This is a genomic window from Prevotella sp. MA2016, from assembly GCF_000619825.1.
Taxonomy (GTDB): domain Bacteria; phylum Bacteroidota; class Bacteroidia; order Bacteroidales; family Bacteroidaceae; genus Prevotella.
The window spans coordinates 730,496-755,227 of record NZ_KK211036.1 but is presented as its reverse complement, the minus strand read 5'-3'; the positions used below and the strand labels follow the sequence as shown (position 1 = coordinate 755,227).

The following is a 24,732-nucleotide window of genomic DNA, read 5'->3' as shown; positions in this document are numbered from 1 at the left end:
AGTTTGTGTCGTATGCATTTTTTTTGTACTTTTGTGCGCAAAATTAAGAAACTACGACAATTATGAAGTATCTAACTGTTCTTTTTTCGTGTATTGGCATGTGCGCAGTGGCTGCGCCCTATGAATCCGAATACACGCGAGGCATCGGATGCTATCCTGGTGCCCCAAGTGAGTATTATGCTCCCCAAGTGAGTTGGGTGGACAATGGTGGCGAACTGACCAACGTGGCGCTGCACAGGGCTGCGTGGGCGTCTTCGGCTATCGACTATAACCACACAGCGCATCTGGCTACAGATGGTATCTGCAATGATGCAGCTCCTGTTTTGCTGAAAGTGTCAACACAGGATGGGGTGTTGCCTCGCATAGAGGCTGAATGGGCCATCGATGGTGGTGCCTATTCGAAGAATATCCTGATGGGTGAGAAAACCTGGCTGCAGTATGACTACAGTGGGGCTATGAAGGTGACCACATCGGGTGTGAGAGTGATGGGTATGATGGCTTATAACGACCAACTGGCTACCAAGGGCTACAGCATCCGCTGCGAGGTTTCGGATGATGGTAAAGACTGGCGCGTGGTTGGCGAGCTGAAGGGCAGCAAACTGCCTGGTAAGCCGCTGCATTATAAGTTGCATTCCGACCCTAATAAGCAGACAGAAGAGAGTCTGCTGCCAGCACGCACGCTGGATGAGACCATACGTTTTAAGAAGCCCGTATGCACCCAGCACCTGCGTGTGGTGATGGATATGGAAGGTGCTGCCCACTGGGATGTGTATGAGTTGAAATTCGAGGATGCCATCGGCGACTATGTAGAGCTGTTGCCTTCGCAGCAGTTCAGCAGCTTGTGGATAAGCAATGGTGGTGGCGAGCAGTGGATATATACCGACCTGGGAAAGAGTCTGCCAATCGAGCAGATTTCAATGGATTGGCTGTATGCACCTAAAAAGGGAATCATTCAGGTATCTGACGACGCCAAAACCTGGATAAAGGTGGCTGATGTTGCCGATCGCGTGAATATAAAGGCTACAGCGCGTTTTGTGCGTCTGTTGTTGCAGGAGCCCGGCGAGGCTGGTTGCTATGCCCTGCGTGAGTTGGAGGTGCTGTCGAACCAGAAACAGGTTTACACGCCACATGCTTTGGCTGGTATGAAGAATGGACGCTACGAACTGAGTGGCGGCTTATGGCAGTTGCAGCGTGCTTCTGAGGTGAAGGCTCGTGGCGAGCAGATTGCTACTGCTGATTATGATAGTAAGAACTGGATTCCTGCTACCGTTCCTGGTACGGTGCTGGCATCATTTATGAATATCGGTGCTGTGCCCAATCCTAACTATGCCGACGATGTAAATCAGATATCAGAATCTTACTTCCGTTCTAACTTCTGGTATCGTCAGGAGTTCAACGTAGAGCAGATTGATGGTGAGCAGCAGTGGCTCAACTTCGATGGCATCAACTGGAAGGCTACCGTGTATCTGAACGGTCAGCGCTTGGGTCGCATCGAGGGTGCCTTTATGCGTGGTAAGTTCAACGTCACGGGGCTGCTCCGCAAGGGTCAGAACTTCCTGGCTGTAGAAGTGGAGTGCAATAAGTATTTTGGTGCTGTGAAGGAGAAAGATCGCAACACCACACAGCTGAACGGCGGACTGCTGGGTGCTGATAATCCTACCTTCCACGCTACGATTGGATGGGACTGGATTACTACCGTTCGAGGCCGCGAGGTGGGTATCTGGAATGAGGTTTATCTTACTTCTACTGGCAATGTAACGCTGAGCGATCCATACGTCAACACCAAGCTTTCTGAAGATGGTAAGACTGCAAAAGTGAAACCTTCTGTCTTCTTGCGCAATAGCGACAACAAGCCCGTGAAAGGTGTTCTCTCAGGTTGGATTGGTGATGTGAAGTTTGAGCAGACTGTCACTCTGCCTGCCAATACGGAGCAGGAGGTGAGCTTCTGTCCTAACTGCAACAAGCAGTTGACAAGCAGCGACTTCCGCCTGTGGTGGCCTAACGGTTATGGTGAGCCTTTTCTCTACGAGGCTGGCTTCACCTTTACGCCTGAAAACGGCGTGGCTTCTACCATCAACTACCAGGCTGGTATCCGTGAGATGAAATATGAGGGACTGAAGGATTCGCTCATCATGTATATCAACGGGCGCCGCTTCATCCCACTGGGTGGTAACTGGGGCTTCGACGAGCACAACCTGCTGTATCGTTCGCGTGAGTACGATATCGCTGTGGGTTATCACAAACAGATGAACTGCACGATGATTCGCAACTGGGTGGGACAGATTGGCGACGAGGCTTTCTATGAGGCTTGCGACAAGCATGGTATCATGGTATGGCAGGACTTCTGGTTGGCTAACCCTGCCGACGGACCTGATCCTGCTGACGACGTGCTCTTCCTGAGCAATGCACAGGACTATCTGCGCCGCATCCGCAGTCATGCCAGCATCGGCATCTGGGTAGGTCGTAACGAGGGCTTCCCACCTGAGGCTATCGATCGCAAGCTGCGTGAGTATGTTCACACACTGTCGCCTGGTCTGGAGTTTATCTCAAGCTCGGCTGATGATGGCGTGAGTGGTCATGGTCCATACTGGGCACTGCCTATGAAGGAGTACTTCTCTCGTCAGAGTGGCAAGATACACACTGAGCGTGGTATGCCTAATGTGATGAATATCGAGAGTCTCAGTCGTACGCTGAGTCCTGATGCTCTCTGGCCACAGAGTGTGCAGTGGGGTATGCATGATTATACCTTGCTGGGAGCACAGCGCGCCCGTGAGTTTAATGGACTGGTGGAAGAAGGTTTTGGTGAGGCTTCGAGTGCTGAGGAGTTTACACGCTGGGCACAGCTCATCAACTACAACGGCTATCGTGGTATGTACGAGAGCACCAGCAAGAGTCGCGCCGGACTGCTCATCTGGATGAGTCATGCCTGTTGGCCATCAATGGTTTGGCAGACTTATGACTATTATTTCGACCCAACAGCTGCCTACTTTGGTGTGAAGAAGGCCTGCGAGCCTCTGCACATCCAGTATAATGCGCTGACTGACAGCGTAGAGGTGGTGAACCACTCGGCTGGTGATGTGGCTGGTATCACTGCTCTGGTGACTGTTTATGATTTGAATGGTAAGAAAGTGCGCCAGCAGCGTCTGCGCATCAATAGCCACGAGGATACCACCAAGGCTATCGTGAAGCTGTCTAAGTTGCAGGCTCAGGCGCCATCAGACGTTTGGTTCCTGCGTTTGTCGCTCGCAGATAAGCAGGGTGTGATTTCTGAGAACGAGTATATCATGGGTCGTGAAGAGAAACACTCGGCCGATGGCCGCTCGCACGGCGAGAATTATCGTGCGCTGAACACCTTACCAAAACCTGCGCTGCAGCAGCGTGTTCAGGTGTCTGGCACCAAGGCTGTTGTCACTCTGAAGAATGCGGGTAAGACAGTGGCTCCTTTCCTGCGTGTCAACCTGAAGGGTGCCGATGGCGAGCAGATTCTGCCTGTTATCTACAGCGATAACTATTTCACCCTGATGCCTGGTGAACAGAAGGTTGTCACCATCGAGTGGAAGGCTGAGGATGGTAGAGGTCAGAGTCCAGTCATTGAGGTTACATCGATTAACTAAAAAAGAAATCTCCTCCAGTTTTGGAGGAGATTCTTTTTTTATTAGAGTTTCTTTTGTATGTGGTAGGTGCCACTTGAATATTCCTTGGCAGTTGTCTCGCCAGGCAGGGTAACGGTGGCCGAGGCGCCTGCAGGAATACTGAAGTCCCACTGCCACTCATCACCTTCGTATCGCCACTCACTCTTAATCATACCGGCTGCCGACTGATATTCGGCTTTCACAAAACCTAAGCGCTTGTCGGGTACGGGTTTCATGATGATATGCTTGAAACCTGGCGTCTTGGTGTCGGCAGAGATGCCGGCAGCAGTTTCCCAAATCCACTCGCACACAGCGCCGTAGGCATAGTGGTTAAAGCTGTTCATACCGTTAGGACCAAGACCTGTATCGCGGCGATAGCTGTTCCAACGTTCCCAGATGGTGGTAGCACCATTGTCGATAGAGTAAATCCAACTGGGGTTCTTACGCTGGTAGAGCAGCTCGTAGGCGATATCTGCCATACCATTCTCTGTGAGGGTAGCCATCAGAATACTGGTACCTAAGAAACCTGTCTGCAAACAGTTGTCGTGAGTAGCAAAGTTCTCACGCAGGCGCTGGATGGTGCGCTCTTTGGCGGGGCCTTCTACCAGATGGTTCTTCAGCGCGAAGAGGGCAGGGGTCTGCATGGTGTTCAGGATGGCTGTCTTGAAGTTGCCATCCTTATCCAGAAACTGTGCTTTCAGATAAGTCTGAGCAGCCTCTGCCATCTGCTGATATCTGGTGGCATCACGACCTGTTGCCAAAGCCATGTCACGCATCATTTCGGCATCTATCTGCCAGTAGCAGGCACTCAGATAGTTCCAATAGTTGACGGCATCGGGCAGTGGTTTCCAGTGTTCATCGAAAGCTAGGTTGGTACAGCTTTCCAATGGTTCATAGCTCAACCAGTCGGCCCACTGATAGTTGCCGTTCTCCTTGATAAGTGCTTGGTGGTCATACTTCGTTTCGTTGATATGGTTCATAAAGCGCTCCATGGCCTGCCAGTTCTCATCGATGATGGTCTTATCGCCAAACTGCTTCCAAACGGTCCAAGGTACGATGACGCCAGCATCGGCCCAACCTAATCGCATGGTCTCGTTACCATACTGTGCGATAGGCGACACACCAGGGTATCCACCTGTCTCACTCTGCGAGTCGCGCACATCACGGGTCCATTTGTGGAAGAATCCGTTGGTATTGGCAAAGTAAGTACCTGCCTCGGCAAATACCTGCGTGTCGGCCATCCATCCCAGTCGTTCATCACGCTGCGGACAGTCGGTAGGTACTGAGAGGTAGTTGGAACGCTGGCCCCAAAGGGTGTTCGAGATAATCTTATTGACGAGTTCGTTACCTGTTGTGATGGTGCCGATTTCCAATCTCTGGGCGATAGAGGTAACAGGCAGCGATTTTACTTCCTGAATTTCCACCTGGTCGGTAGCTGTCACCGAGATATAGCGATAGCCGAAGAAGGTGCAGTGAGGATAATAGCTCACAAAACTATCATTGTTGCCGAAGGTGTAGTTGATACGCACACCAGTATCCTGAATACGGAGGTTGCGGCGATGCACGCTACCCTCGGGACCGTCCATACCGCGGCTCTCTGCTCCATTGCCGTCGTTCAGAATCTCGCCTGGCAGACAAGTGAGCACGGTTCCTTCTTGAGCCTTGAATGAGAATGCTGGTACACCTGAGGTGTTCTGGCCGAAGTCGATGACAAGTGTCTCACCAGGATTCAGAGTCATAATGTCGCCCTGCTTGTAGTTGCGCTTGATGATTACCTTACCATATTCTGTTTGCTTCTGCTCTTGGGCATTCTGTTCACCAGTAACGCCCTGCCAGATATAGGCATTGACGGGTTTGATAGCCAAGTCGCGGCGCAGGTAAATCTCAGCACCCTCAGAGGGCAGGATGTCACCATTAAACTCGGTATTTATTTCTGGAGTAGAAAGTTTTTCTAAGGTGGCATAGCCAGGCAACTCGCGGGCATCGTATTCCTCACCATCAAAGATGCTGGCATGCTTTACAGGTCCGGCGATGCCTGCCTTCCAATCCTGCTGGTTGGTACCATAATACTGTTTAGTACCATCAGCAAAGGTCAGTTCGAGCACGCCGCGGAAAGCGCATTTCTTACCAATCATGCCGTCGTGCTCACCAGGGGTGATAATCTTGTCGGCCCACCAGCCTGGGGTTACCTGGACTGCGAGGGTGTTCTCACTGCCAGCCTCTGACTTGAAGGCTGCTGTGATATCGTAGGTAAACGAGCGCTTGGTTTTGGCGTAATGCGTAAAGCCGGGCTTCAGAATTTCCTGGCCAACGGGGTGGCCGTTCAGATAAAGTTCGTAAACACCTAATCCTGCTGTCATCCATTTGGCAGATGTCACAGGCTTGTTGTTCTTGATGGTAGATACAAACCAACTGGCACCGTCGGCAGCTCGTTTGATCTGGTCGGCACGTCCTTTGGCGATGGGAGCATTGGCAGCCGAAATCCATACAGATTTGTTCCAAAGAGTAGCATCAAGGGCTTTGGTCTTCTGACCGATGGTAGTTTGGCGCTGCAGCAGCATCTCACTGAGCTGGGTGCTGAATGCGCCCGTACGATCATTGGCATACTCCCAATACATTCCGCCACGCAGATTGTTGTCGAGGATATACTGACAGATGGCACCTAATGAACGCGTGGTCTCGATGGCCCATACGAACTCACCTTTTTCGTTAGCGATATAGTCGGCCTTGGCTACATCGTGCCATTGGTGACTATAGCCAACGGGCAGGATGCCTGTCTTCAGGTATGAATCCACACCTGGGTCTTGGCGGCGACCTTTCTGATAGAATGGCATACCCATCACCAGTTTCTCCTTGGGAACGCCTGCCTTCAGGTGAGCCTCTACAGCCTCAGAGCCTGTGCAATAGCCCGAGATAGGCGAGGGGTAGAGAGCAGCGTGGTGATAGTGGTTTGGGTCGCTCATGTCGTACGACATCACATTCACCAAGTCGAGATAGGGTAAGCACTTCTTGAAGTCGATGTATTTTGCTGTGCAGATGGTGGCAATGGTCAACAGTTTATTCTTGCCCAGTTCTCGGCGCAGGTTTTTCATCAGCAGTGTGAAGTTGTCGATATCGTCGGGCGAGGAAGAGATACCAGCTTCGCTCGAGGAAGGATATTCCCAGTCGATATCGATACCGTCCAGTCCGAACTCATCCACAATGCGCTTGCAGTCCTTAGCAAAAGCACCGCGTGTTTGTTTGGTGGCAGCCATCTCACTGAATCGGCCAGCTGTCCACCCACCGATCGACAGTAGCACTTTCAGTTCCGGATTCTGTTGTTTCAAACCAGCAATCATCCGCAGTCGGGTAGGGTTCTGGATATCCACACCGTTAAAGGTTTTGTTCACTGTTCCGAACGCATAGTTGATATGCGTCATCAACGTTGGGTCGGGAACGTCGTTAGTACCAGCGGTGACATAAGCCACCACCACACGATTCATCACTTGCTTTCCGGCATAAGCATGCCAGAAGGCCATCAGTCCGATAAATAGTAAAAGTAGTCTTTTCATTTTTGTTTTTGGGTTTATCGCTGCAAAGATAAACAAAAATCCCGAACCCCGCAAGGGGCTCGGGATAATTATTGTGATTCTTTCTATTTTTTAATAGAGAGAATAGTAAGTCTGCTTTGCCCAGAAGAGGTTGGTGTAGTAACCAGTGCTCTCTGAGTAGTTGATAGCCTTAGCAGCCTCGCAGTTGTCCTTGTTGAAGTTCAACTCGTCGCTTGGGTAAGGCAGACGGTTTGGAGGAGTAGGATAGTCAGCCATCTGAGTATCCTTAGCAAACTTCACGTTGGGGAATCCAGTACGACGGTTCACGTTCCAAGCCTCGAGCTCGTTCAGGAAGCTGAAGTTCAGCCAAAGCTGAGTAGCTACGCACTCCTGAGTGGCCTTCCAGATCTTATTGGCATAAGCCTCAAAGTCGGCAGTTGTAGGAACAATGAGCTCACGGAATCCATAGTAAGAGTCGTTGCCCTTCTTGTAGAGTGAAGAAGTGGTCTTCATGTTCCAGTAGTATTCGTTAGAGAGTACTACACCCTTGATGAAGTTCTCCTTAGCAGCAGCCTCGTTGGCAGCCACACCGTAACCCATCAGGTAAGCCTCGGCCTTGCTCAGTGCAACCTCGGCAGCGTTGATCCAAGTACCATTCAGGTTAAAGTTACCCTGATACTGTTTCCAACCAGTGAAGGCGATGGTGTCGATGCGGCAGTAGTAATTAGAGGTGGTGATACCACGCTCAATATACTCCTTGTTCTTCTCATCGGCGATGTTGTCAATCTCGCTGCTGGTGAGTGAGTTGTCGTAAGCAATATACTCGTTGTCGGGGTTGCAGTCATAAACAGCAGCCAGACGTGGGTCGGTATTCTCATCGGGCACACCGTTAGCAGGCACGTTCATGGCGTCGAGCATAGCCTGTGAACCAGCAGCCATAGAGCTACCAGCCAAAGCCTGAGAAACACCCTTACCATAGTTGAAGTGGTCGGTAGCGGTATCACCGTTCACACCGATGTTCTGATCATTGCTCTCGATTAGAGGATACTGAGTAGGATTGCTCAGAATTTCCTGGATAGCGCTCTTAGCGTCGGCAGTCAGGTCACCATTGGTAGCCAGGTGCAGGGCGATGCGCAGACGGAGTGAGTTAACATAACGCTGCCAGATGTCAACAGAACCAGCAGCAGAGCTGAAGTCCTGACGAGCCAGAGCTGCAACACCAGCAGCATTCAGGTTGCCAGCAGCAAAGAAATCGCCAGCCTCCTTCAGGTCGGTCAGAATCTGCTTGTAGATCTGCACGTCATCATCATATTTTGCAGAAGCCTTAGCGGCATCGTAGTTACCAGTCTTCCACAGTGTGCCAGCACCAGAGTAGGGGGCATCACCCCAGATAGAGAGTACCTCGTGGAGCTGAGCCTGCATGATGGTACGACCCAGGAGTAAGAAAATCTTGTTAGCCTCTTTCTCGTCGTCGGAGAGGTTGTTGTATGTATCCTCCAGCACACGATACTGAGTCAGCATGTTATAGAAATCCTGCCAACGGATATTGAAATATCCCTCACTGGCACCACGGAAACGACCGCGGCCATTAGCATTACCAATTACACCTGAGAAGCAGCCAGAAGTGCTTGACTGTGTGTAATAGCGCCAATAATCAAGGTTCATCCAGCGGTTACCGGCATCAAGCACGCCAGTGAACACCTGTGGAACGCTTACTGTTGTTGTCTTTGATGGATCTGCATACTTCTCGTTGAAGTCCGAATCAGAGCAAGATACGAGAGTCATCAGGCCCAGAGCAGCAAAGACAGATAAAAATATCTTTTTCATATAACTTATAATCTTTTAATTAGTTTCAAATGCTCTTTAGTATCCATGTAGTTAGAAGCTTGCACGGAGTGAAACACCGAATGTGCGGGCGCTGGCAGTTGAACCACCAACCTGTGCCTGATAGATCCAGTTAGTACCATCAGTAGTCTCTGAATCGAACAGCTTCAGTGAGCGATAGAGATAGAATGGGTTACGTGCAAATGCAGATACTGTGAGGTTGCTGCAGCCGAAACGCTTGGTCAGTGAAACTGGGAGCTGGTATGACAGGCTGATCTCACGGCACTTCACATAGCTATTCTTCTGGATAGCCTCCTGATAGCTCTGTGTGGCGCTGGTACCCCAACCATACTGCATGTCGTTGATAGCGAACTGGGTTGTGATGATGTCGTTAGGAGTACCATCCTCCTTTACACCCTTCTGGATAACACCATTGTCCCATACATAGTGACCATTGATCTTGGTCTCGCCACGTTTGTAGTTAGGAACCTCTGAAGGATCTACACGTACGATGCTGGCCTTATCGTCAACATTCTCAGTTGTGCTGTAGTAGAACAGACCGCCACTCTGGTAGTCGCGTGCACCAACAGCATCCTTGATGATACCGGTATCCATGTAGTACTGCCAAGGCTGGTTGATAACGTCGCCACCGATGCGGTAGTCGAAGTTCATGTCGAGGGTGAAGTTCTTGTAGCTGATAGAAGCTGCGAATCCACCAACAGCATCAGGCATAGCGTTACCTACCTTATGACGCTCAGCTGTATCAGTGATGTAGAGACCATCCTCACCTACGATACGGTTACCGTTCTCGTCGGTCTTCCATGTGTATGTGTAGAAGTCACCCATAGGCTCACCAACGTGTGACTCGAGGGTAGCAGCACCGTTATCCCAGTTAGCGTGTGAGAGAACATCCAGACCATCGGCCAGCTTCTTCACCTTATTCTTATTAACGGCGATGTTAGCACGCAGGTCGATGCGCCAGTCCTTATTCATGAATGGAGTTCCATAAATGCTGAACTCAGCACCAGAGTTAGTCAGCTCACCTACGTTCATCAGCATGCTCTGAGCACCCATAGAGTAGGCAGAAGTAGTCTGCAGGATCTGGTCCTTGATATCATTATGGTAGTAAGAGAACTCGAAACCTAAGCGGTTGTTGAAGAACTTGCTCTCGAGACCAATCTCGAACTCGTACTTCTTCTCAGGCTTGATGCTCTCGTTACCTACTGATGTACCCATGTAGTTATATACATAGTTGTCGCCGTGCTGCAGGTTGCCCTGGCTGTAAGCCAAGTTAGCGCGGTAAATCTCAGGAGCGTTACCTACGACACCGTAAGAAGCGCGAATCTTACCATAGTCGTACCAAGAAGGCTTGCTGTCCTTCATCAGCTCTGTGAAGAGGATGCTGGCACTGGCTGATGGATACCAGAAAGAGTTGTTGCCCTTCTTCAGGGTAGAGGTCTTCTCGTTACGGATGGTACCCTCGATGTATGCCCAGTTGTCGAAGCCGTAGCTGGCGGTCAGGAACATACCTGTGCGCAGCAGATCCTGCTTGTTCATGTTGGCATTCTTAGTACCTACAGATGCAGCGAGGTTAAACCAGTTCTCCTGGCTCAGACCCTGGCTAGTGCTAACGTTCGACATGTAGTATGTCTCCTGACGTGCGTTGTAACCGAAGTTAGCCTGTACGTTGTGGATGTCAGCAAATGTCTTGTCGAAGCTCAGCATCACGTCACCGTAAACAATCTCGTACTTGCTGTTCTCCAGTGCGTAAGCATCGCTATACTGTCCGTTGGTAGAGAAGATGTGAGCATTCTCTGCGCGGTTCATGTTCTCAATCTTATCCGATGTCAGGTCGGTAGCAACACGTGCGCCGAGTGTCAGACCAGGAATAATCTCCCAAGTTGGGTTGATGCTTCCGATGAAACGCTGGTGATCCTCGATCTGCTCCTTACCCATGATGTTCCAGAAGTACTCGCTAATCAGCGATGTCGAACCCATTGGGCTGTAAAGGAACTGCTCGTCGGGAGTCAGTGTGTTGGTGGTACCGCCGTTAGCTGCATAAACGCTATTCATATAGCCCAGGCTGGTCATGGTGTGCTCGCGGATGTACTTCACGTCGGTGAAGCTACCGAACATACCAGAGTAGTTCTGTACCAGACGGCTGATACGATAAGGACGGTTCTTGATGTACTGCTTCTGATAAGTAGCGGTGTAGTTCAACTTGATGGTATTGGTGATATCGAATGTACCATTCAGGTTGAAGTTGTGCTTGTGGTTTGCAGAGTTATACTGCATGGGCTTCGAATCGTTGAAGTTGTACGAGAAGCGGATGTTGCTACGCTCAGAGCTGTTGGTGATAGCTACGTTGTAGTTCTGGTTGAAACCAGTGCGGAATACCTCGTTCCACTGGTTGCCACCGATAGGCGCGTATGGACGCTTGGTACCATCGAAATAGGTTACCTCTCTGCCATCGTAGCGTGGACCGTAAGAATAGTAAGCAGCACGTGGAGTGGTGATGGTATTACCATTGCGGTCAACATAAACATTACGCATACCAGTCAGAGCTTCCTGATTGTCGTTACCCAGTACCCAGTTGTCGTAACCAGGACCGAACTCTGTCTGCATGTCAGGCATGTAGGCAATCTTATCCCAGCTAACGTTAGCGCTGAAGTCAACACGTGTACCTGTACCCTTGGCAGCCTTCTTGGTGGTGATCATCACAACACCGTTGGCAGCCTCAGAACCGTACAGTGCAGAAGCGGCAGCACCCTTCAGAATTGAGATGTTCTCGATGTCCTCGGGGTTGATGTCGATCAGACCGTTAGAGCGGATACGCTGGTTGTCCCAGTAGCCCTCGTTGTTGGTGTTACCATTGTGGATGGGCACACCGTCCATAACGATGAGAGGCTGGGTGTTACCGGTGATTGACGACATACCACGTACCGAAATAGATACAGCAGATGTGTTACCACCAGGAGCCGACTGGATGCGAACACCAGGAGCCTTACCATACAGGGCTGATGCGAAGTTAGAAGCACCAGTCTTGATCAGCTCATCACTGTTGATCGAGCTGATGGCGTAACCCAGTTTCTTCTGGTCTTTCTTGATACCAAGAGCTGTTACAACCACCTCGTTCAGGGTAGTAGCTTCTTCCTCAAGAATGATGTTAAGTACTTTTCCTGCCTCGGCTTTCACCTGTTTTGTGGCAAAACCAATGTAGCTAACGCTCAGCGTAGCACCATTGCGGCAAGAGATGGTGAAGTCACCATCATAGTTTGTAACCGTTCCGGTCTGGGTTCCTTCGGCCTTAATAGTGGCACCAATAATTGGGTCACCTTTCTGGTCACTTACGTTACCCTTAACCGTAACATTCTGTGCATTGACAACTGCTGCAAAAAGCAGACAAATGGCCATCATACACGCTCTCAGGTGAGAGCAAAGAGAGTAATTTCCCATTTTCATGTTGTTGGTTTTAATTTTTGAATAGTAATTATAGTTATAAAACGTGTGCAAACTTAAACATAATTATACAAATAAACAAGACTTTTAGGTTAATTTGAGTTAATTTGACCTAATTAACTTGCATTCTGTGGTGTAATAGGTTTGATTTTATTAATTTTGTCACGCAAATACTAATATACCTATATTATTTATGAGAAAAATTTATAGTTTATTTCTGGCGATGGCCATGACTTTTGCGTCTGGCCACATGATGGCGGCAGATGCTTGCCAACACAAAAACAAGTTTACTAACTACGTGAACCCCTGGATTGGTACAGGTGGGCATGGTCACGTATTTCTTGGTGCTAACGTTCCCTTCGGACTGGTACAGGTTGGTCCTACTGAGCACACCCAGGGTTGGGATTGGTGTTCGGGCTATCACATCAGCGACTCGGTGCTGGTTGGCTTTGGTCATACCCACCTGAGTGGTACAGGTATCGGCGATCTGGGTGATATCGGTTTCCTGCCAGTGGCTCATTGCTGTGCTACCGAAACCAAGTTCTCGCATGCCAACGAGACAGTTCGTCCTGGCTACTATGCCATCCGCTTGCAGCAGCCCAACGTGTTCGTTGAGCTGACAGCTACCAAGCGCGTAGGTTTCCATCGTTACACTTTTGGTGCCGACACACAGAAGGGTATGCTGCGTATCGACCTGCGTCAGGGTACAGGTTGGGACAACTGGCGTAAGAGTGCTTTCAACGTAGAGAGTCCTACAATGATTACTGGTTTCCGCCAGTCGTCGGGGTGGGCGCGCAACCAGCATGTGTTCTTCGCTGCTGAGTTCTCTACACCTGTTAAGGTGAAGAAGCAGGTGGGCGATACCGTGATGGTGGTCACTTTCGAGGATATCTCTAAGCCTGTGATGGTAAAGTGCGGTATATCAGCCGTTAGCGTTGAGGATGCTAAGGCCAATTTGAAGGCTGAACTGGCTGGTTGGGACTTCAAGGCTGCTGTGGCTGCTGCCGACGAGGCTTGGAACGACGAGTTGGGCAAGATAGATGTAGATACCGACGACGATACCGTTCGTACCATCTTCTATACAGCGCTTTATCACACCATGACTGCTCCTTCAGTATTCAGCGATGTAACAGGCAACTATCGTGGTGCTGATGGTAAGGTGCATCATGGCGACTTTACCAATTACACCACCTTCTCGCTGTGGGATACCTATCGTGCGGCTCATCCTTTGATGACGCTCATTCATCCTGAGAAGCAGAAGGATATGGCTGCTACTTTCCTGCATATCTTTGAGCAGCAGGGCAAACTGCCTGTATGGCATCTGATGGGTAACGAGACCGACTGTATGGTGGGCAACCCTGGTGCTGCCGTGCTGGCCGATATGGTGCTGAAAGGTTTTGTAACTGATAAGGAGGCTGCCTTTAATGCTATGAAGACTTCGGCTATGCTGGATGAGCGCAGCATGGATCTGCTGAAGAAGTATGGCTATCTGCCTTACGATAAGGACTCTACCTTCCAGACTGTAGCCAAGGGCTTGGAGTATGCGCTTGCTGATGACTGTATCGCTAAGGTGGCTAAGTTGTTGGGCAAGAAGGCTGATTACAAGTACTTCTACAACCGTAGTCGCGGCTACAAGAACTATTTCGATCGCAAGACGCTGTTTATGCGTGGTCGTGGTAGCGATGGTAGTTTCCATGAGCCCTTCAATCCCTTCAAGAGTGTTCACACGGCCGACGACTATACTGAGGGTAATGCCTGGCAGTACACCTGGCTGGTGCCTCACGATGTGCACGGACTGGTTAGCATGTTCCCCAGCGAGAAGCGCTTTGTTGAGAAACTCGATTCTCTCTTCATCGTGAGTGGCGATATGGGTGCCGAGGCTTCACCTGATATCTCTGGTTTGATTGGTCAGTATGCTCACGGCAACGAGCCTAGTCACCATATATTATATATGTATAACTACGTAGGTCAGCCTTGGAAGGCTGCTAAGTTGCTGCGCCAGACTATGAAGGAGCTTTATTTCAATGATTTCGATGGTTTGTCGGGCAATGAGGATGTAGGTCAGATGTCGGCTTGGTATGTGATGTCGTCACTGGGTCTCTACCAGGTAGAGCCTGCTGGTGGTAAGTACATCATTGGCAGTCCACTCTTCAACGAGGCTAAGGTGAATGTTGGCGGTGGTAAGACCTTTACCGTAAAGGCCAACAACAACAGCAAGGAGAATATCTATGTTCAGAGTGTCAAGCTCAACGGTAAGCCTTACGCTAAGTCGTATCTGATGCATAAGGATATCGTGAATGGTGGTGTTCTCGAACTCGAGATGGGTAACAAACCCTCTAGCTGGGGCACACAACCCAAGAACCGTCCTTAATACGGAACTATCATCATAAAAAAAGAATCCCGCTCAGTGTTGAGCGGGATTTCTTGTTTATTTGAAGTAGATGTCGGTAGGTTGCATCTTCTTACCTTTGGTGTCGAACACCCAGAGGCGAAGCATACCGCCGTTGCTATCAAAGTAGCGAACCTCTATCTTGTGCAGACCAGCTTTCAGCGCCTGCTGACTAACTTCCTCGTGAGGACTCTGTGGACGGTCGTTGTCAACCACCATGTTGCCATCAATCTTCAGCCAGCTGCCGTCGTCGCTCATCAGCGAGAAGGTATATACACCATCCTCAGGCACACGCAGGTAACCAGTCGTAATCAGACCTATGTTGCCTTTTACGTTCTCAGGAATCACCACGTCGTTTACGGGATAGTTACCCTTGAATGGTGCCTTGTGAATCTGGGCGCATTTCTCGCCACGATAGTTATACCAGGCGGCATTCAATCCCTGTGTCAGTTTCGAAGCATTAACCTTAACAGGCTCCAGCAGTCCCTGTTTGATGAAGTCGGCCTTGATCATCTCACCAGCCTGTCCATTAGGCGCAAAAGTGCGCAGGGTGAAGAGGGTGGTCTCGTCAATCTTTACAGGACCGTTATACAACTGCGAGTTCTTATTGGGGAAACTGCCGTCGGTGGTATAGCGTACGGTAGCCAGAGGGTCGGCACAGCTCACAGCCATCGTGCCCTCGTTGGTGAATGCATTCACACGATAGATGCCATCCAGACTTGGTGTGCGGAAAGGCACATTCAGCTTGTGGAGCATGGCAAACTGCTGGGGTAAGCGACTATAGAACTGGTCGTAGTCCTTCAGCTCGGGCTTGGTCCATGCCAATTCAGAGAGTGCTAAGATGCGTGGGAAATATTGGAACAGCAGGCGCTCGCGGGTAGGGATATACTCGCACCACATGTTGCCCTGCACGCCAATTACGTGCTGCTTCTGCTTGGCATTCATGCCTTTCAGCATTTCCTTGTCATATTCGTAAACGCTGCGCATGCTGGTTTTCTCTTCAGCCTGCGAGAAATACATGGGGGCACCAGGACAGAACACCACGTCGTTGCCCTGAGCTGTTATCTGCAGAGGGGCATCGGGCACCCAAGTGCGCCACCAGGTGACGGTAGCTGTCTTTGAGAGTCCGCCTTCCAGAATCTCGTCCCAACCCATCATCTTGCGACCGTTCTTATTGATATAGGCCTCCATCTGATGGATGAACCACGACTGCAGTTCTTCCTCGTTCTTCAGTTTGAGATCTTTGATACGCTTCTGACAGTCGGGGCATTCCTTCCAGGTGTCTTTGCGCACCTCATCGCCGCCTACGTGTACATACTCGTAAGGGAACAGCTGGAAGATTTCGTTCCAGATATCCTTACAGAAGTCGAGCACCTTCTGCTTACCTGGGCAGAGTGGGGTGGTGAACACCTCGCCCCAACCAATGGTGGGGAAACAAGCCAGTCCCTCGTAGTTCTCGATAGCGCTCAGGAAATGGCCAGGCATGTCAATCTCAGGCACAATCTCAATACCGCGCTGTTTGGCATAAGCCACCACGTCGCGAATCTGCTCCTGTGTGTAGTAGCCGCCATAGAGCGTGTCGCCATGCTCTACACGCTTGCGTTTAGCGGGAATCAGCAGGTCGGGATTGTCCTCGCGTGCAGCCAGTCGGAGACAAACGCTATCCTGGTTGTTATAGGTGCGCCAGGCACCCTTCTCAGTCAGCAAGGGGTACTTCTTGATTTCAATACGCCAGCCCTGATCATCGGTCAGATGCCAGTGGAAACGGTTCAATTTGTAGAGCGCCATCAGGTCGAGCACCTCTTTTACCTCCTCTACATCCCAGAAGTGGCGAGAGGCGTCGAGGTGGAATCCGCGCCAGCCATACTGTGGGGCATCGGTGATGCTCAGCTGACTGAGTTTGATAGGCGTATCGCTCTGCAACAGCAACTGATTCAGCGTAGCAATAGCCGAGAGGGTACCGCTGTAGTTGGCTGCCGCAATCTCGATGCCGGCAGCTGTGATGTTCAGCTGATAGCCATCCTTGGCCAGTCCCTTCTTGGTGATGATACGGATATCGCCTTTTTTGCCTGGCACCAACGCAGCGTTTACCGATACGTAACGGTGCAGGCTGGTTTGCAGGAACTCAGCAGCAGGCTTCAGTGCACCTGAAGCATAAGCGATGGTGGGCTGCTGTGGCAGGTTATACTTTCCTTCAGCCACCGAAATTTTTTGGGGCTTAGGTACTAAGTTAACCTGAGCCTGGATGCCCAGGCTCAGGATACATAATATAAATAATGTGGTAATCTTCTTCATAAAAAGTTTAAATTGCTTTTTTAGAACTGCCAGCGACTTGGCAACTGGCGCTCAGGCCAGAGGTGCTTGGCATACTTGTAGTTGTAATGCTCGTAGATGGATGTCAGACGTGTCAGTCGCTCCTTGAAAGCTTCGAAATCCTTCAACTCGGGCTGGGTCCACTGTACTTCTGACAGGGCCGCCATACGTGGCAGGGCCTGATACTCTACCAGACCCTCGGTGAGCAGATACTCAGACCAGAGGTTGGCCTGTGCACCTAAGATGTGCTGCTTGGCCTCGGCCGAGAACGACTCGGGAGCTGGTTCCAGTGAGTACACTTTTTCTACAGGAATGAAGCCACCGCAACGCGAAGGCTCAAACTGTGCCTCTTTAGACTGCAGATAGTCGAAGTAGCAGTGTGATGTAGGTGACATCACTACGTCGTGACCAGCTTCGGCTGCTTTTGCACCTGGCTCACTGCCGCGCCACGACATAATCATAGCGTCCTTCGGACAACCGTCCAGAATCTCGTCCCATCCCAGGGCGCGACGCTTGTGGGCAGTCAGGAAGTCGAACACCTTCTGTGTGAAGTGTGCCTGCAACTGATCCTTGCTCAGGCCCAGAGTCTGGCACTTAGGACAAGCCTCCCATTTCACGGTTGGAGTCTCGTCGCCACCGATATGAATCACCTCCGATGGGAAGATATCCATGATCTCAGCCAGTACACCCTCAACGAATTCATATACCTTTGGATTGCCTACGCAGAGCACATCGGTGTAAACACCCCAGTAGTGACCTACCTCGTATGGGCCGCCTGTGCAACCCAGTTCTGGGTAGCAAGCCAGCGCTGCTAGCATGTGTCCAGGCATGTCAATCTCAGGGATGATGGTGATATGGCGCTCCTGTGCATACTTCACAATCTCGCGCGCCTCCTGCTGGGTGTAGAACCCACCGTGGGGGATGCCGTCGTCGAGGTCGGAGTTGGTGCCAAGGATGGTACCTGTACGCTGCGAGCCGATGGTGGTGAGCAGTGGGTACTTCTTGATCTCAATGCGCCAACCCTGGTCGTCGCTCAGATGCCAGTGGAAGATGTTCATGTTGTGCATAGCCAGCAGGTCGATGAACTTCTTGACGAAGTCGGCGCTCCAGAAATGACGTGAGCAGTCGAGCATCATACCACGATAACCAAAGCGAGGTGCGTCGGCGATGGTGGCTGCAGGCATGGTAGTGCCCTCGTTCACAGCCTTACGCAGCGTCTGGATGCCGTAGAAAACACCAGCGGCAGAACCTCCCTGAAGGGTGATGCCCTTTTGGTTGATATTCAGCACGTAACCTTCCTTGGCAGTAACCTTTGGCGATACGGCCAACTCGATGTAGCGCACCTTCTTGGCACGTTTGCTGGCGATAGACAGGTCGAGCTTTGCCACCTCTTTGAGGTATTGTTTCAAGAACTCTGCCTCCTGTTGCAGTTCGGCTGGTGCCAGAATCTGCACGTTGGCATCCAGCTCAAAGGCAGCGCCCTTGGTCATCTGGATCGACTGTGGCAGTGGTACCACGTTGTAGTTGGCAGGCTCGCCAGCCGCAGCTGTCATTGAGCCTAACGAGATGAGTGCTGTTAACACCATTCCTTTGAAATTCATGTTTATAGTCTTCATATTGTTCGTTAAGTTTGCTTTCTTGTTTAGAATTTGTACTCTACGAAGGCCTCCATAGCCTCGTAGCAAGCCAGTCCGAGGTTGTCGTAGCGTTTGGCTGTCTCGCGGTTGCGGTCCTCAGCACGCTGCCAGAACAGGCGCTCGTCGTTACCCAAGAAAGGTGCACTCTCCATCTGGCTCTGATGGCGCAGAATAGCGTTACGCTTCTCGCGCAGCTCCTCAGGACTCATAGGTACGCACATCTCGATGTCGGCCACATCCCACTCAGCCCAGGCACCGCGGTACATCCATACGCGACAGTCTTTGAGCCACTCCGAACCGGCTTTCTTGTGCTCGTCGATGGCAGCCAGTACGGCGTCGGTACACTTACGATGAGTGCCATGAGGGTCGGCCAGGTCGGCAGCCACATAAATCTGGTGAGGCTTAATCTCGTCGAGCAGGGCGATGATAGGTGTTACGTCGGCCTCGGTCATAGGCAACTTCTCAATCTTACCACTCTCGTAGAAGGGGAGGTCGAGGAAGTGTATGTGCTTACTGTCGATGCCGCTGTACTCACAAGCCAGACGGGCCTCGCCACGACGAATCAGTCCTTTCAGTCGCAGAATCTGTTCGTTGTCTAGATCACCCTCCTTTTTGCCGTTCAGGAATGCCTTAACAGCCTGGTATGAATGCTTGATGACTTCGTCGCTACCATTAGCAAATATGGTGTTGAATCCGTTGATGAAGTGCATGAATCGGCGCACCTCTTCGTCGCCCACAGCAATGTTGCCCGATGTCTCGTAAGCCACATGCACGTCGTGATGCTGCTGCATCAGTCGGCGAATAGTTCCTCCCATAGAAATAACGTCGTCGTCGGGGTGTGGCGAGAATACAATCACACGCTTAGGGTATGGAGTGGCGCGCTCAGGACGAGTGCTGTCATCAACGTTTGGCTTACCACCAGGCCATCCGGTGATGGTGTGCTGAAGTTCGTTGAATACCTCGATGTTCACCAAACCTGCTTGGTCTTCAAATTGTTCTACTAAATGTCCCAGTCCATTTTCTACGTAGTCTTTTGTAGACAACTTTAATAGTGGTTTTTCCACTTTCTCACATAATGCAATAACCTGACGTCTAAGCTCATGATTAGGCATCTGGATACTGTTAGTTAGATTTAAATTCATCATTGTCAATAAACGTTATAATTGTAGTAAAGTAAAATTTCTGTGTGCGAAGTTACGCATTTTATGCGAAATAAAAGCGAAATTTATGAAGATTAACAATAATAATGTGTAATTTTGCACCCGATGAAACAACCCGCTATACAAAAACCCGAAGGACTGACAAGCGTGCTATTGCATGCTTGCTGTGCGCCGTGTTCGAGCGCTATTGTCGAATGGATGCTGTCTAATGATGTTAGACCTGTGATTTATTATTTTAACCCAAATATCTGGCCCAGAGAAGAATACGAGATTAGAAAACAAGAGAGTAAGCGCCACGCGGAGAGCTTAGGACTGCAATGGATTGATGGTGATTACGACCACGATTCATGGTTGCAAGGCGTGTGTGGGTTGGAAGGTGCGCTCGACCCAGAGGGGCGCTTTCAGAATGAAATGGCGAAAGAACCTGAGCGTGGTCGTCGTTGCGAGCGCTGTTTCGTTCTTCGTCTAACCGCTGCCGCCAAAAAGGCGCAAGAGCTTGGTATCCCATATTTTACCACCACGCTGGCATCATCCCGTTGGAAGAGCCTGGACCAGATAAATCGAGCCGGCGAACTGGCCGAAAAAGCCGTTAATGATCAAAGTTCTTGCATCCCTTCGGTGGCAAGCGACCAGAGGTCGATTACAAAGTTCAAAGTTCAATGTCACTACTGGTCTCAGAACTGGCGTAAAGGTGGACTTTATGAGCGCCGTAATCAACTGCTCAAGGAGTTCTGTTTTTACAATCAGCAGTATTGCGGCTGCGAGTTCAGTATGCGTAACAAGCCTGCTGAAATGAAAGAAAATGCTAAAATCGGCGAGTAAAATTTGGGCGTGTCAGTTTTTTATTGTAACTTTGCGCCCTAAAAATAATAAGTAATATGTTTGAGAATTTAAGTGATAGACTAGAGCGTTCGTTTAAGATTCTGAAAGGTGAAGGAAAAATCACCGAGATTAACGTCGCCGAAACACTGAAAGACGTACGTCGCGCCTTGTTGGACGCCGACGTAAACTATAAGGTTGCCAAATCATTTACTGATACTGTAAAGCAGAAGGCGCTGGGTATGAATGTGCTCACAGCTGTGAAGCCTAGTCAGTTGATGGTGAAGATCGTTCACGACGAGCTGGCTGAACTGATGGGCGGAAAAGCTGCCGAACTGAAAGTAGAGGGCCGCGCTGGAGCTCCTGCCATCATCCTGATGTCGGGTCTGCAGGGTTCTGGTAAGACTACATTCAGCGGTAAGTTGGCCAAGCTGCTTAAGGAGCGTCAGCACAAGAAGCCTCTGCTGGTAGCCTGCGACGTGTATCGTCCTGCTGCTATCGAGCAGTTGAAGGTGGTTGGTGAGAGTGTAGGTGTACCCGTTTATACTGAGCCAGACAACAAGAATGTGGTTGAGATTGCTAATCATGCCATTCAGGAGGCCAAGTCGAAGGCCAATGATGTTGTGATTATCGATACTGCAGGTCGCCTTGCTGTTGACGAGGAAATGATGCAGGAGATTGAGACCCTGAAGAAGGCCGTCAATCCTAACGAGACGCTTTTCGTAGTCGATTCAATGACTGGTCAGGATGCTGTCAATACTGCCAAGGAGTTCAACGATCGTTTGGATTTTGATGGTGTTATCCTTACCAAGCTTGATGGTGACACTCGTGGTGGTGCTGCCCTCTCTATCCGTACCGTAGTTACTAAACCAATTAAGTTCGTTGGTACTGGTGAGAAGATGGATGCTATCGACGTGTTCCATCCCGACCGTATGGCCGACCGAATTCTTGGTATGGGCGACGTGGTATCGCTGGTAGAGCGTGCACAGCAGCAGTTTGACGAGAAGCAGGCACGTGAGCTCGAAAAGAAGATTCGCAAGAATAAGTTCGACTTCGATGACTTTATGGGTCAGATCCAGCAGATTAAGAAGATGGGTAACATCAAGGAACTGGCAGGCATGTTGCCTGGTGTAGGCAAACAGATTAAGGATCTTGATATCGACGACAACGCTTTCAAGGGCATTGAGGCTATCATCAATTCGATGACTCCTAAAGAGCGTGCTAATCCTGATATCATCAATCAGAGCCGTCGCCGCCGTATCGCTGCTGGTTCAGGCACAAAACTCGACGATGTGAACCGCTTGATGAAGCAGTTTGAACAGACTCGCAAGATGATGAAGATGGTTACTGGTCTTAATACTTCGAAGATGGCTCAGATGGCCGCTGCCATGAAAGCTCGTGGTGGTATGCCGAAGTTCTGAAAATTGAAAAGTTGAAAAATTGAAGTCATGCGGCTTTGAAACTTCAATCTTTCAATTCTTAAATATTTTAATTCTAAACAATGCAACTGATTGACGGAAAAGCAACAGCAGCGGCTATCAAGGCCGAGATTGCTGAAGAGGTAAAAGAGATTGTTGCCAATGGTGGTAAGCAGCCCCATCTGGCAGCCGTATTGGTAGGCCATGATGGCGGATCAGAAACTTACGTTAAAAACAAGGTGTTGGCTTGTGAGGCATGTGGCTTCAAGAGCACGCTCATCCGTTTCGAGGATAATATCTCGGAGGCAGAGCTGCTGGCTTGTGTTGATAAGCTCAACAAGGACGAGGATGTGGATGGTTTCATCGTTCAGTTGCCTTTGCCTAAGCACATTGACGAGCAGAAGATTATCGAGGCTATCGATTATCGCAAGGATGTAGATGGTTTCCATCCCATCAATGTGGGACGCATGGCCATCGGTCTTCCTTGCTTCATTTCTGCAACCCCACTTGGTATCATCACCCTGCTTAAGCGCTATGGAATCGAGACCAGTGGTAAGAAGTGTGTGGTGCTGGGTCGTTCTAATATTGTGGGCAAGCCTATGGCGCAGCTCATGATGCAGAAGCAGTATGGCGATGCTACCGTTACCGTGTGCCACTCGCACTCTAAGAATCTGAAGGAAGAGTGCCGCGAGGCCGACATCATCATTGCCGCTATTGGTAAGCCCGACTTTGTGACTGCCGACATGGTGAAGGATGGTGCTGTGATTGTTGACGTAGGTACCACTCGTGTTCCTGATGCTACACGTAAGAGCGGTTTCCGCTTGAACGGCGATGTGAAGTTCGACGAGGTTTCGCCTAAGTGCTCGTTTATCACTCCTGTGCCTGGTGGCGTTGGTCCTATGACCATCTGCTCGCTGATGAAGAATACCCTGGCTGCAGGAAAGAAGGAATACTATAAATAGTATTTAATTGACAATTGATAATTATGACGGCCGAAGAATATTATCAGCAGGGCAATGCCGCTCGCAAACAAGGACTGTGGCATGAGGCTATCAATGCCTATATCAAAGCTATTGAACTGGATCCCGACAGTCCTGCCGTCGAGGCTAAGCGCATGCTTGATGATATCATGGCTTTCTATTGCAAAGATATGTATAATCCCTGAGTTCAGAACTCAGGGATTATTCATTTATTTATTTGATAAGATTTTTGCGTACGTAATCAACGAAGGCATAGCGTTGAGCATGGCGTTCGTCGGTTTCGTGCTCTTCGCGCATCTCTTCTTGCCAGCCTTCATCGTAAGGAGGGAAGAAGGTGTCGGCATGTTGAGGTGTGTCGTGAACCTCTGTCAGGCAGAGGCGGTCGGCTATTGGTAAGGCTTGTGCATAGACGCTAGCCCCACCAATGATATAAACATCTTCATCTTGGGCACAGTTTTTCAGAGCCTCTTCGAGTGAAGGATAGACGTCGCAACCGGGAAATTGCGAAACGCTACGACTCAATACGATATTGCGACGATTGGGTAGGGCACCTTTGGGTAGCGACAGAAAAGTGTTGCGGCCCATAATGATCGTGTGGCCCGTGGTGAGTGCCTTGAAACGCTTCAGATCATTGGGTAACCAATAGATGAGTTTATTCTGGAATCCGATGGCTCTATTCTCTGCCACCGCTGCTATAATAGTAATCATACCTCTCAATTCTCAATTCTCAGTTCTCACTTCTCAATTAAACGGACACTTCGGCTTTGATGTGGGGGTGAGGATCATATCCCTCGAGTTCGAAATCCTCGAAACGGAAGTCGAAAAGGCTCTTCACATCAGGATTGAGCTTCATCTTCGGCAGGGGGCGAGGCTCACGAGTGAGCTGTAGCTTGGCCTGTTCGATGTGATTCAGATAGAGGTGTGTGTCGCCAGTGGTGTGAATAAAGTCGCCAGCCTTAAACCCAGTTACCTGTGCCATCATCTGCAACAACAGGGCATAAGAGGCGATATTGAATGGTACGCCTAGAAACGTATCGGCTGAGCGCTGGTAGAGTTGCAGCGAAAGACGGTCGTCGGCCACATAGAACTGAAACATCGTGTGACAGGGAGGTAGGGCCATCTTGTTTACTTCGGCCACATTCCAGGCAGATACTATCATACGGCGCGAGTTGGGGTTGTTCTTCAGCTGATCGAGTACATACTGTATCTGGTCGATGGTGCCACCGGCATAGTCGGGCCATGAGCGCCATTGATGACCATAAACCGGACCTAACTCACCATTCTCATCGGCCCATTCATTCCAGATACGTACACCGTGCTCCTGCAGATACTTCACATTGGTGTCGCCCTTGAGAAACCACAGTAGCTCATAGATGATTGACTTGAGGTGCAGTTTCTTGGTGGTAAGCAAGGGGAAACCGTCATCGAGGTTGTAGCGGCTTTGAGTGCCAAAAATACTGATGGTGCCAGTACCTGTGCGATCGCCCTTCTGGGTGCCCTCAGTCAGGATGCGGTTCAGGATGTCTAAATACTGCTTCATTTATGTAGATTAAACATTAAACATTAAACAT

The 24,732-nt window shown here is 50.1% G+C and carries 13 protein-coding genes and 1 pseudogene; 6 read left to right on the top strand and 8 right to left on the bottom strand.

The genetic code is table 11. From position 1 onward, the window contains the following. Positions 1 to 62: 62 nt before the first annotated feature. Positions 63 to 3,614, top strand: coding sequence for a discoidin domain-containing protein (locus tag T360_RS15555; protein ID WP_081772821.1), 3,552 nt, complete (start codon positions 63 to 65; stop codon positions 3,612 to 3,614). Between the two features lie 41 nt (positions 3,615 to 3,655). On the opposite strand, the gene T360_RS0114025 is transcribed toward T360_RS15555, so the two are convergent. The 3 genes from T360_RS0114025 to T360_RS0114015 form a co-directional block, all read right to left on the bottom strand. Next, a complete protein-coding gene (locus T360_RS0114025; RefSeq protein WP_231488190.1) occupies positions 3,656 to 7,183 on the bottom strand; it encodes a family 78 glycoside hydrolase catalytic domain in 3,528 nt (1,175 codons plus the stop codon). 90 nt (positions 7,184 to 7,273) lie between these two features. Continuing rightward, entirely contained in the window at positions 7,274 to 8,989 is a 1,716-nt protein-coding gene (locus T360_RS0114020) for a SusD/RagB family nutrient-binding outer membrane lipoprotein (protein ID WP_028913334.1), read from the bottom strand. A gap of 51 nt (positions 8,990 to 9,040) precedes the next feature. Beyond that, the gene (locus T360_RS0114015) at positions 9,041 to 12,403 is read right to left on the bottom strand and encodes a SusC/RagA family TonB-linked outer membrane protein (protein WP_028913333.1); all 3,363 of its coding nucleotides are present in this window, start codon (positions 12,401 to 12,403) and stop codon (positions 9,041 to 9,043) included. Between the two features lie 235 nt (positions 12,404 to 12,638). On the opposite strand from T360_RS0114015, the gene T360_RS0114010 reads away from it, so the two are divergent. Then, on the top strand, positions 12,639 to 14,816 hold the full coding sequence (locus T360_RS0114010; RefSeq protein WP_028913332.1) for a GH92 family glycosyl hydrolase: 2,178 nt from the start codon (positions 12,639 to 12,641) through the stop codon (positions 14,814 to 14,816). Between the two features lie 57 nt (positions 14,817 to 14,873). On the opposite strand, the gene T360_RS0114005 is transcribed toward T360_RS0114010, so the two are convergent. The 3 genes and pseudogenes from T360_RS0114005 to T360_RS15550 all read right to left on the bottom strand — a co-directional run. Next, complete coding sequence (locus T360_RS0114005; RefSeq protein WP_028913331.1) at positions 14,874 to 17,129, bottom strand: family 20 glycosylhydrolase; 2,256 nt, start codon at positions 17,127 to 17,129, stop codon at positions 14,874 to 14,876. A gap of 20 nt (positions 17,130 to 17,149) precedes the next feature. Beyond that, complete coding sequence (locus tag T360_RS0114000; RefSeq protein ID WP_369793531.1) at positions 17,150 to 18,763, bottom strand: beta-N-acetylhexosaminidase; 1,614 nt, start codon at positions 18,761 to 18,763, stop codon at positions 17,150 to 17,152. A 26-nt stretch (positions 18,764 to 18,789) separates the two neighbouring features. Further along, positions 18,790 to 19,860 (bottom strand): annotated as a pseudogene (locus tag T360_RS15550) (PIG-L family deacetylase); the annotation flags it as partial. Positions 19,861 to 20,049: 189 nt separating this feature from the next. Here T360_RS15550 and T360_RS0113990 point away from each other — a divergent pair. The 4 genes from T360_RS0113990 to T360_RS0113975 all read left to right on the top strand — a co-directional run bounded on the left by T360_RS0113990 (position 20,050) and on the right by T360_RS0113975 (position 23,346). Beyond that, positions 20,050 to 20,766, top strand: coding sequence for an epoxyqueuosine reductase QueH (locus tag T360_RS0113990; protein ID WP_036929633.1), 717 nt, complete (start codon positions 20,050 to 20,052; stop codon positions 20,764 to 20,766). Positions 20,767 to 20,822: 56 nt separating this feature from the next. Further along, on the top strand, positions 20,823 to 22,184 hold the full coding sequence (gene ffh, locus T360_RS0113985; protein ID WP_028913328.1) for a signal recognition particle protein: 1,362 nt from the start codon (positions 20,823 to 20,825) through the stop codon (positions 22,182 to 22,184). Between the two features lie 80 nt (positions 22,185 to 22,264). Then, positions 22,265 to 23,143, top strand: a complete 879-nt coding sequence (gene folD, locus T360_RS0113980) for a bifunctional methylenetetrahydrofolate dehydrogenase/methenyltetrahydrofolate cyclohydrolase FolD (RefSeq protein ID WP_028913327.1) — start codon at positions 22,265 to 22,267, stop codon at positions 23,141 to 23,143. 23 nt (positions 23,144 to 23,166) lie between these two features. Continuing rightward, entirely contained in the window at positions 23,167 to 23,346 is a 180-nt protein-coding gene (locus T360_RS0113975) for a tetratricopeptide repeat protein (protein WP_028913326.1), read from the top strand. Positions 23,347 to 23,374: 28 nt separating this feature from the next. Here the strand turns inward: T360_RS0113975 and T360_RS0113970 are convergent, their stop codons facing one another. Together T360_RS0113970 and T360_RS0113965 are read right to left on the bottom strand one after the other, a co-directional pair. Further along, on the bottom strand, positions 23,375 to 23,869 hold the full coding sequence (locus T360_RS0113970) for a dihydrofolate reductase (protein ID WP_028913325.1): 495 nt from the start codon (positions 23,867 to 23,869) through the stop codon (positions 23,375 to 23,377). A gap of 37 nt (positions 23,870 to 23,906) precedes the next feature. Then, positions 23,907 to 24,701 carry a thymidylate synthase gene (locus T360_RS0113965; RefSeq protein ID WP_028913324.1) on the bottom strand — a complete coding sequence of 265 codons (795 nt, stop codon included), beginning with the start codon at positions 24,699 to 24,701 and terminating at the stop codon, positions 23,907 to 23,909. Positions 24,702 to 24,732: the final 31 nt, after the last annotated feature.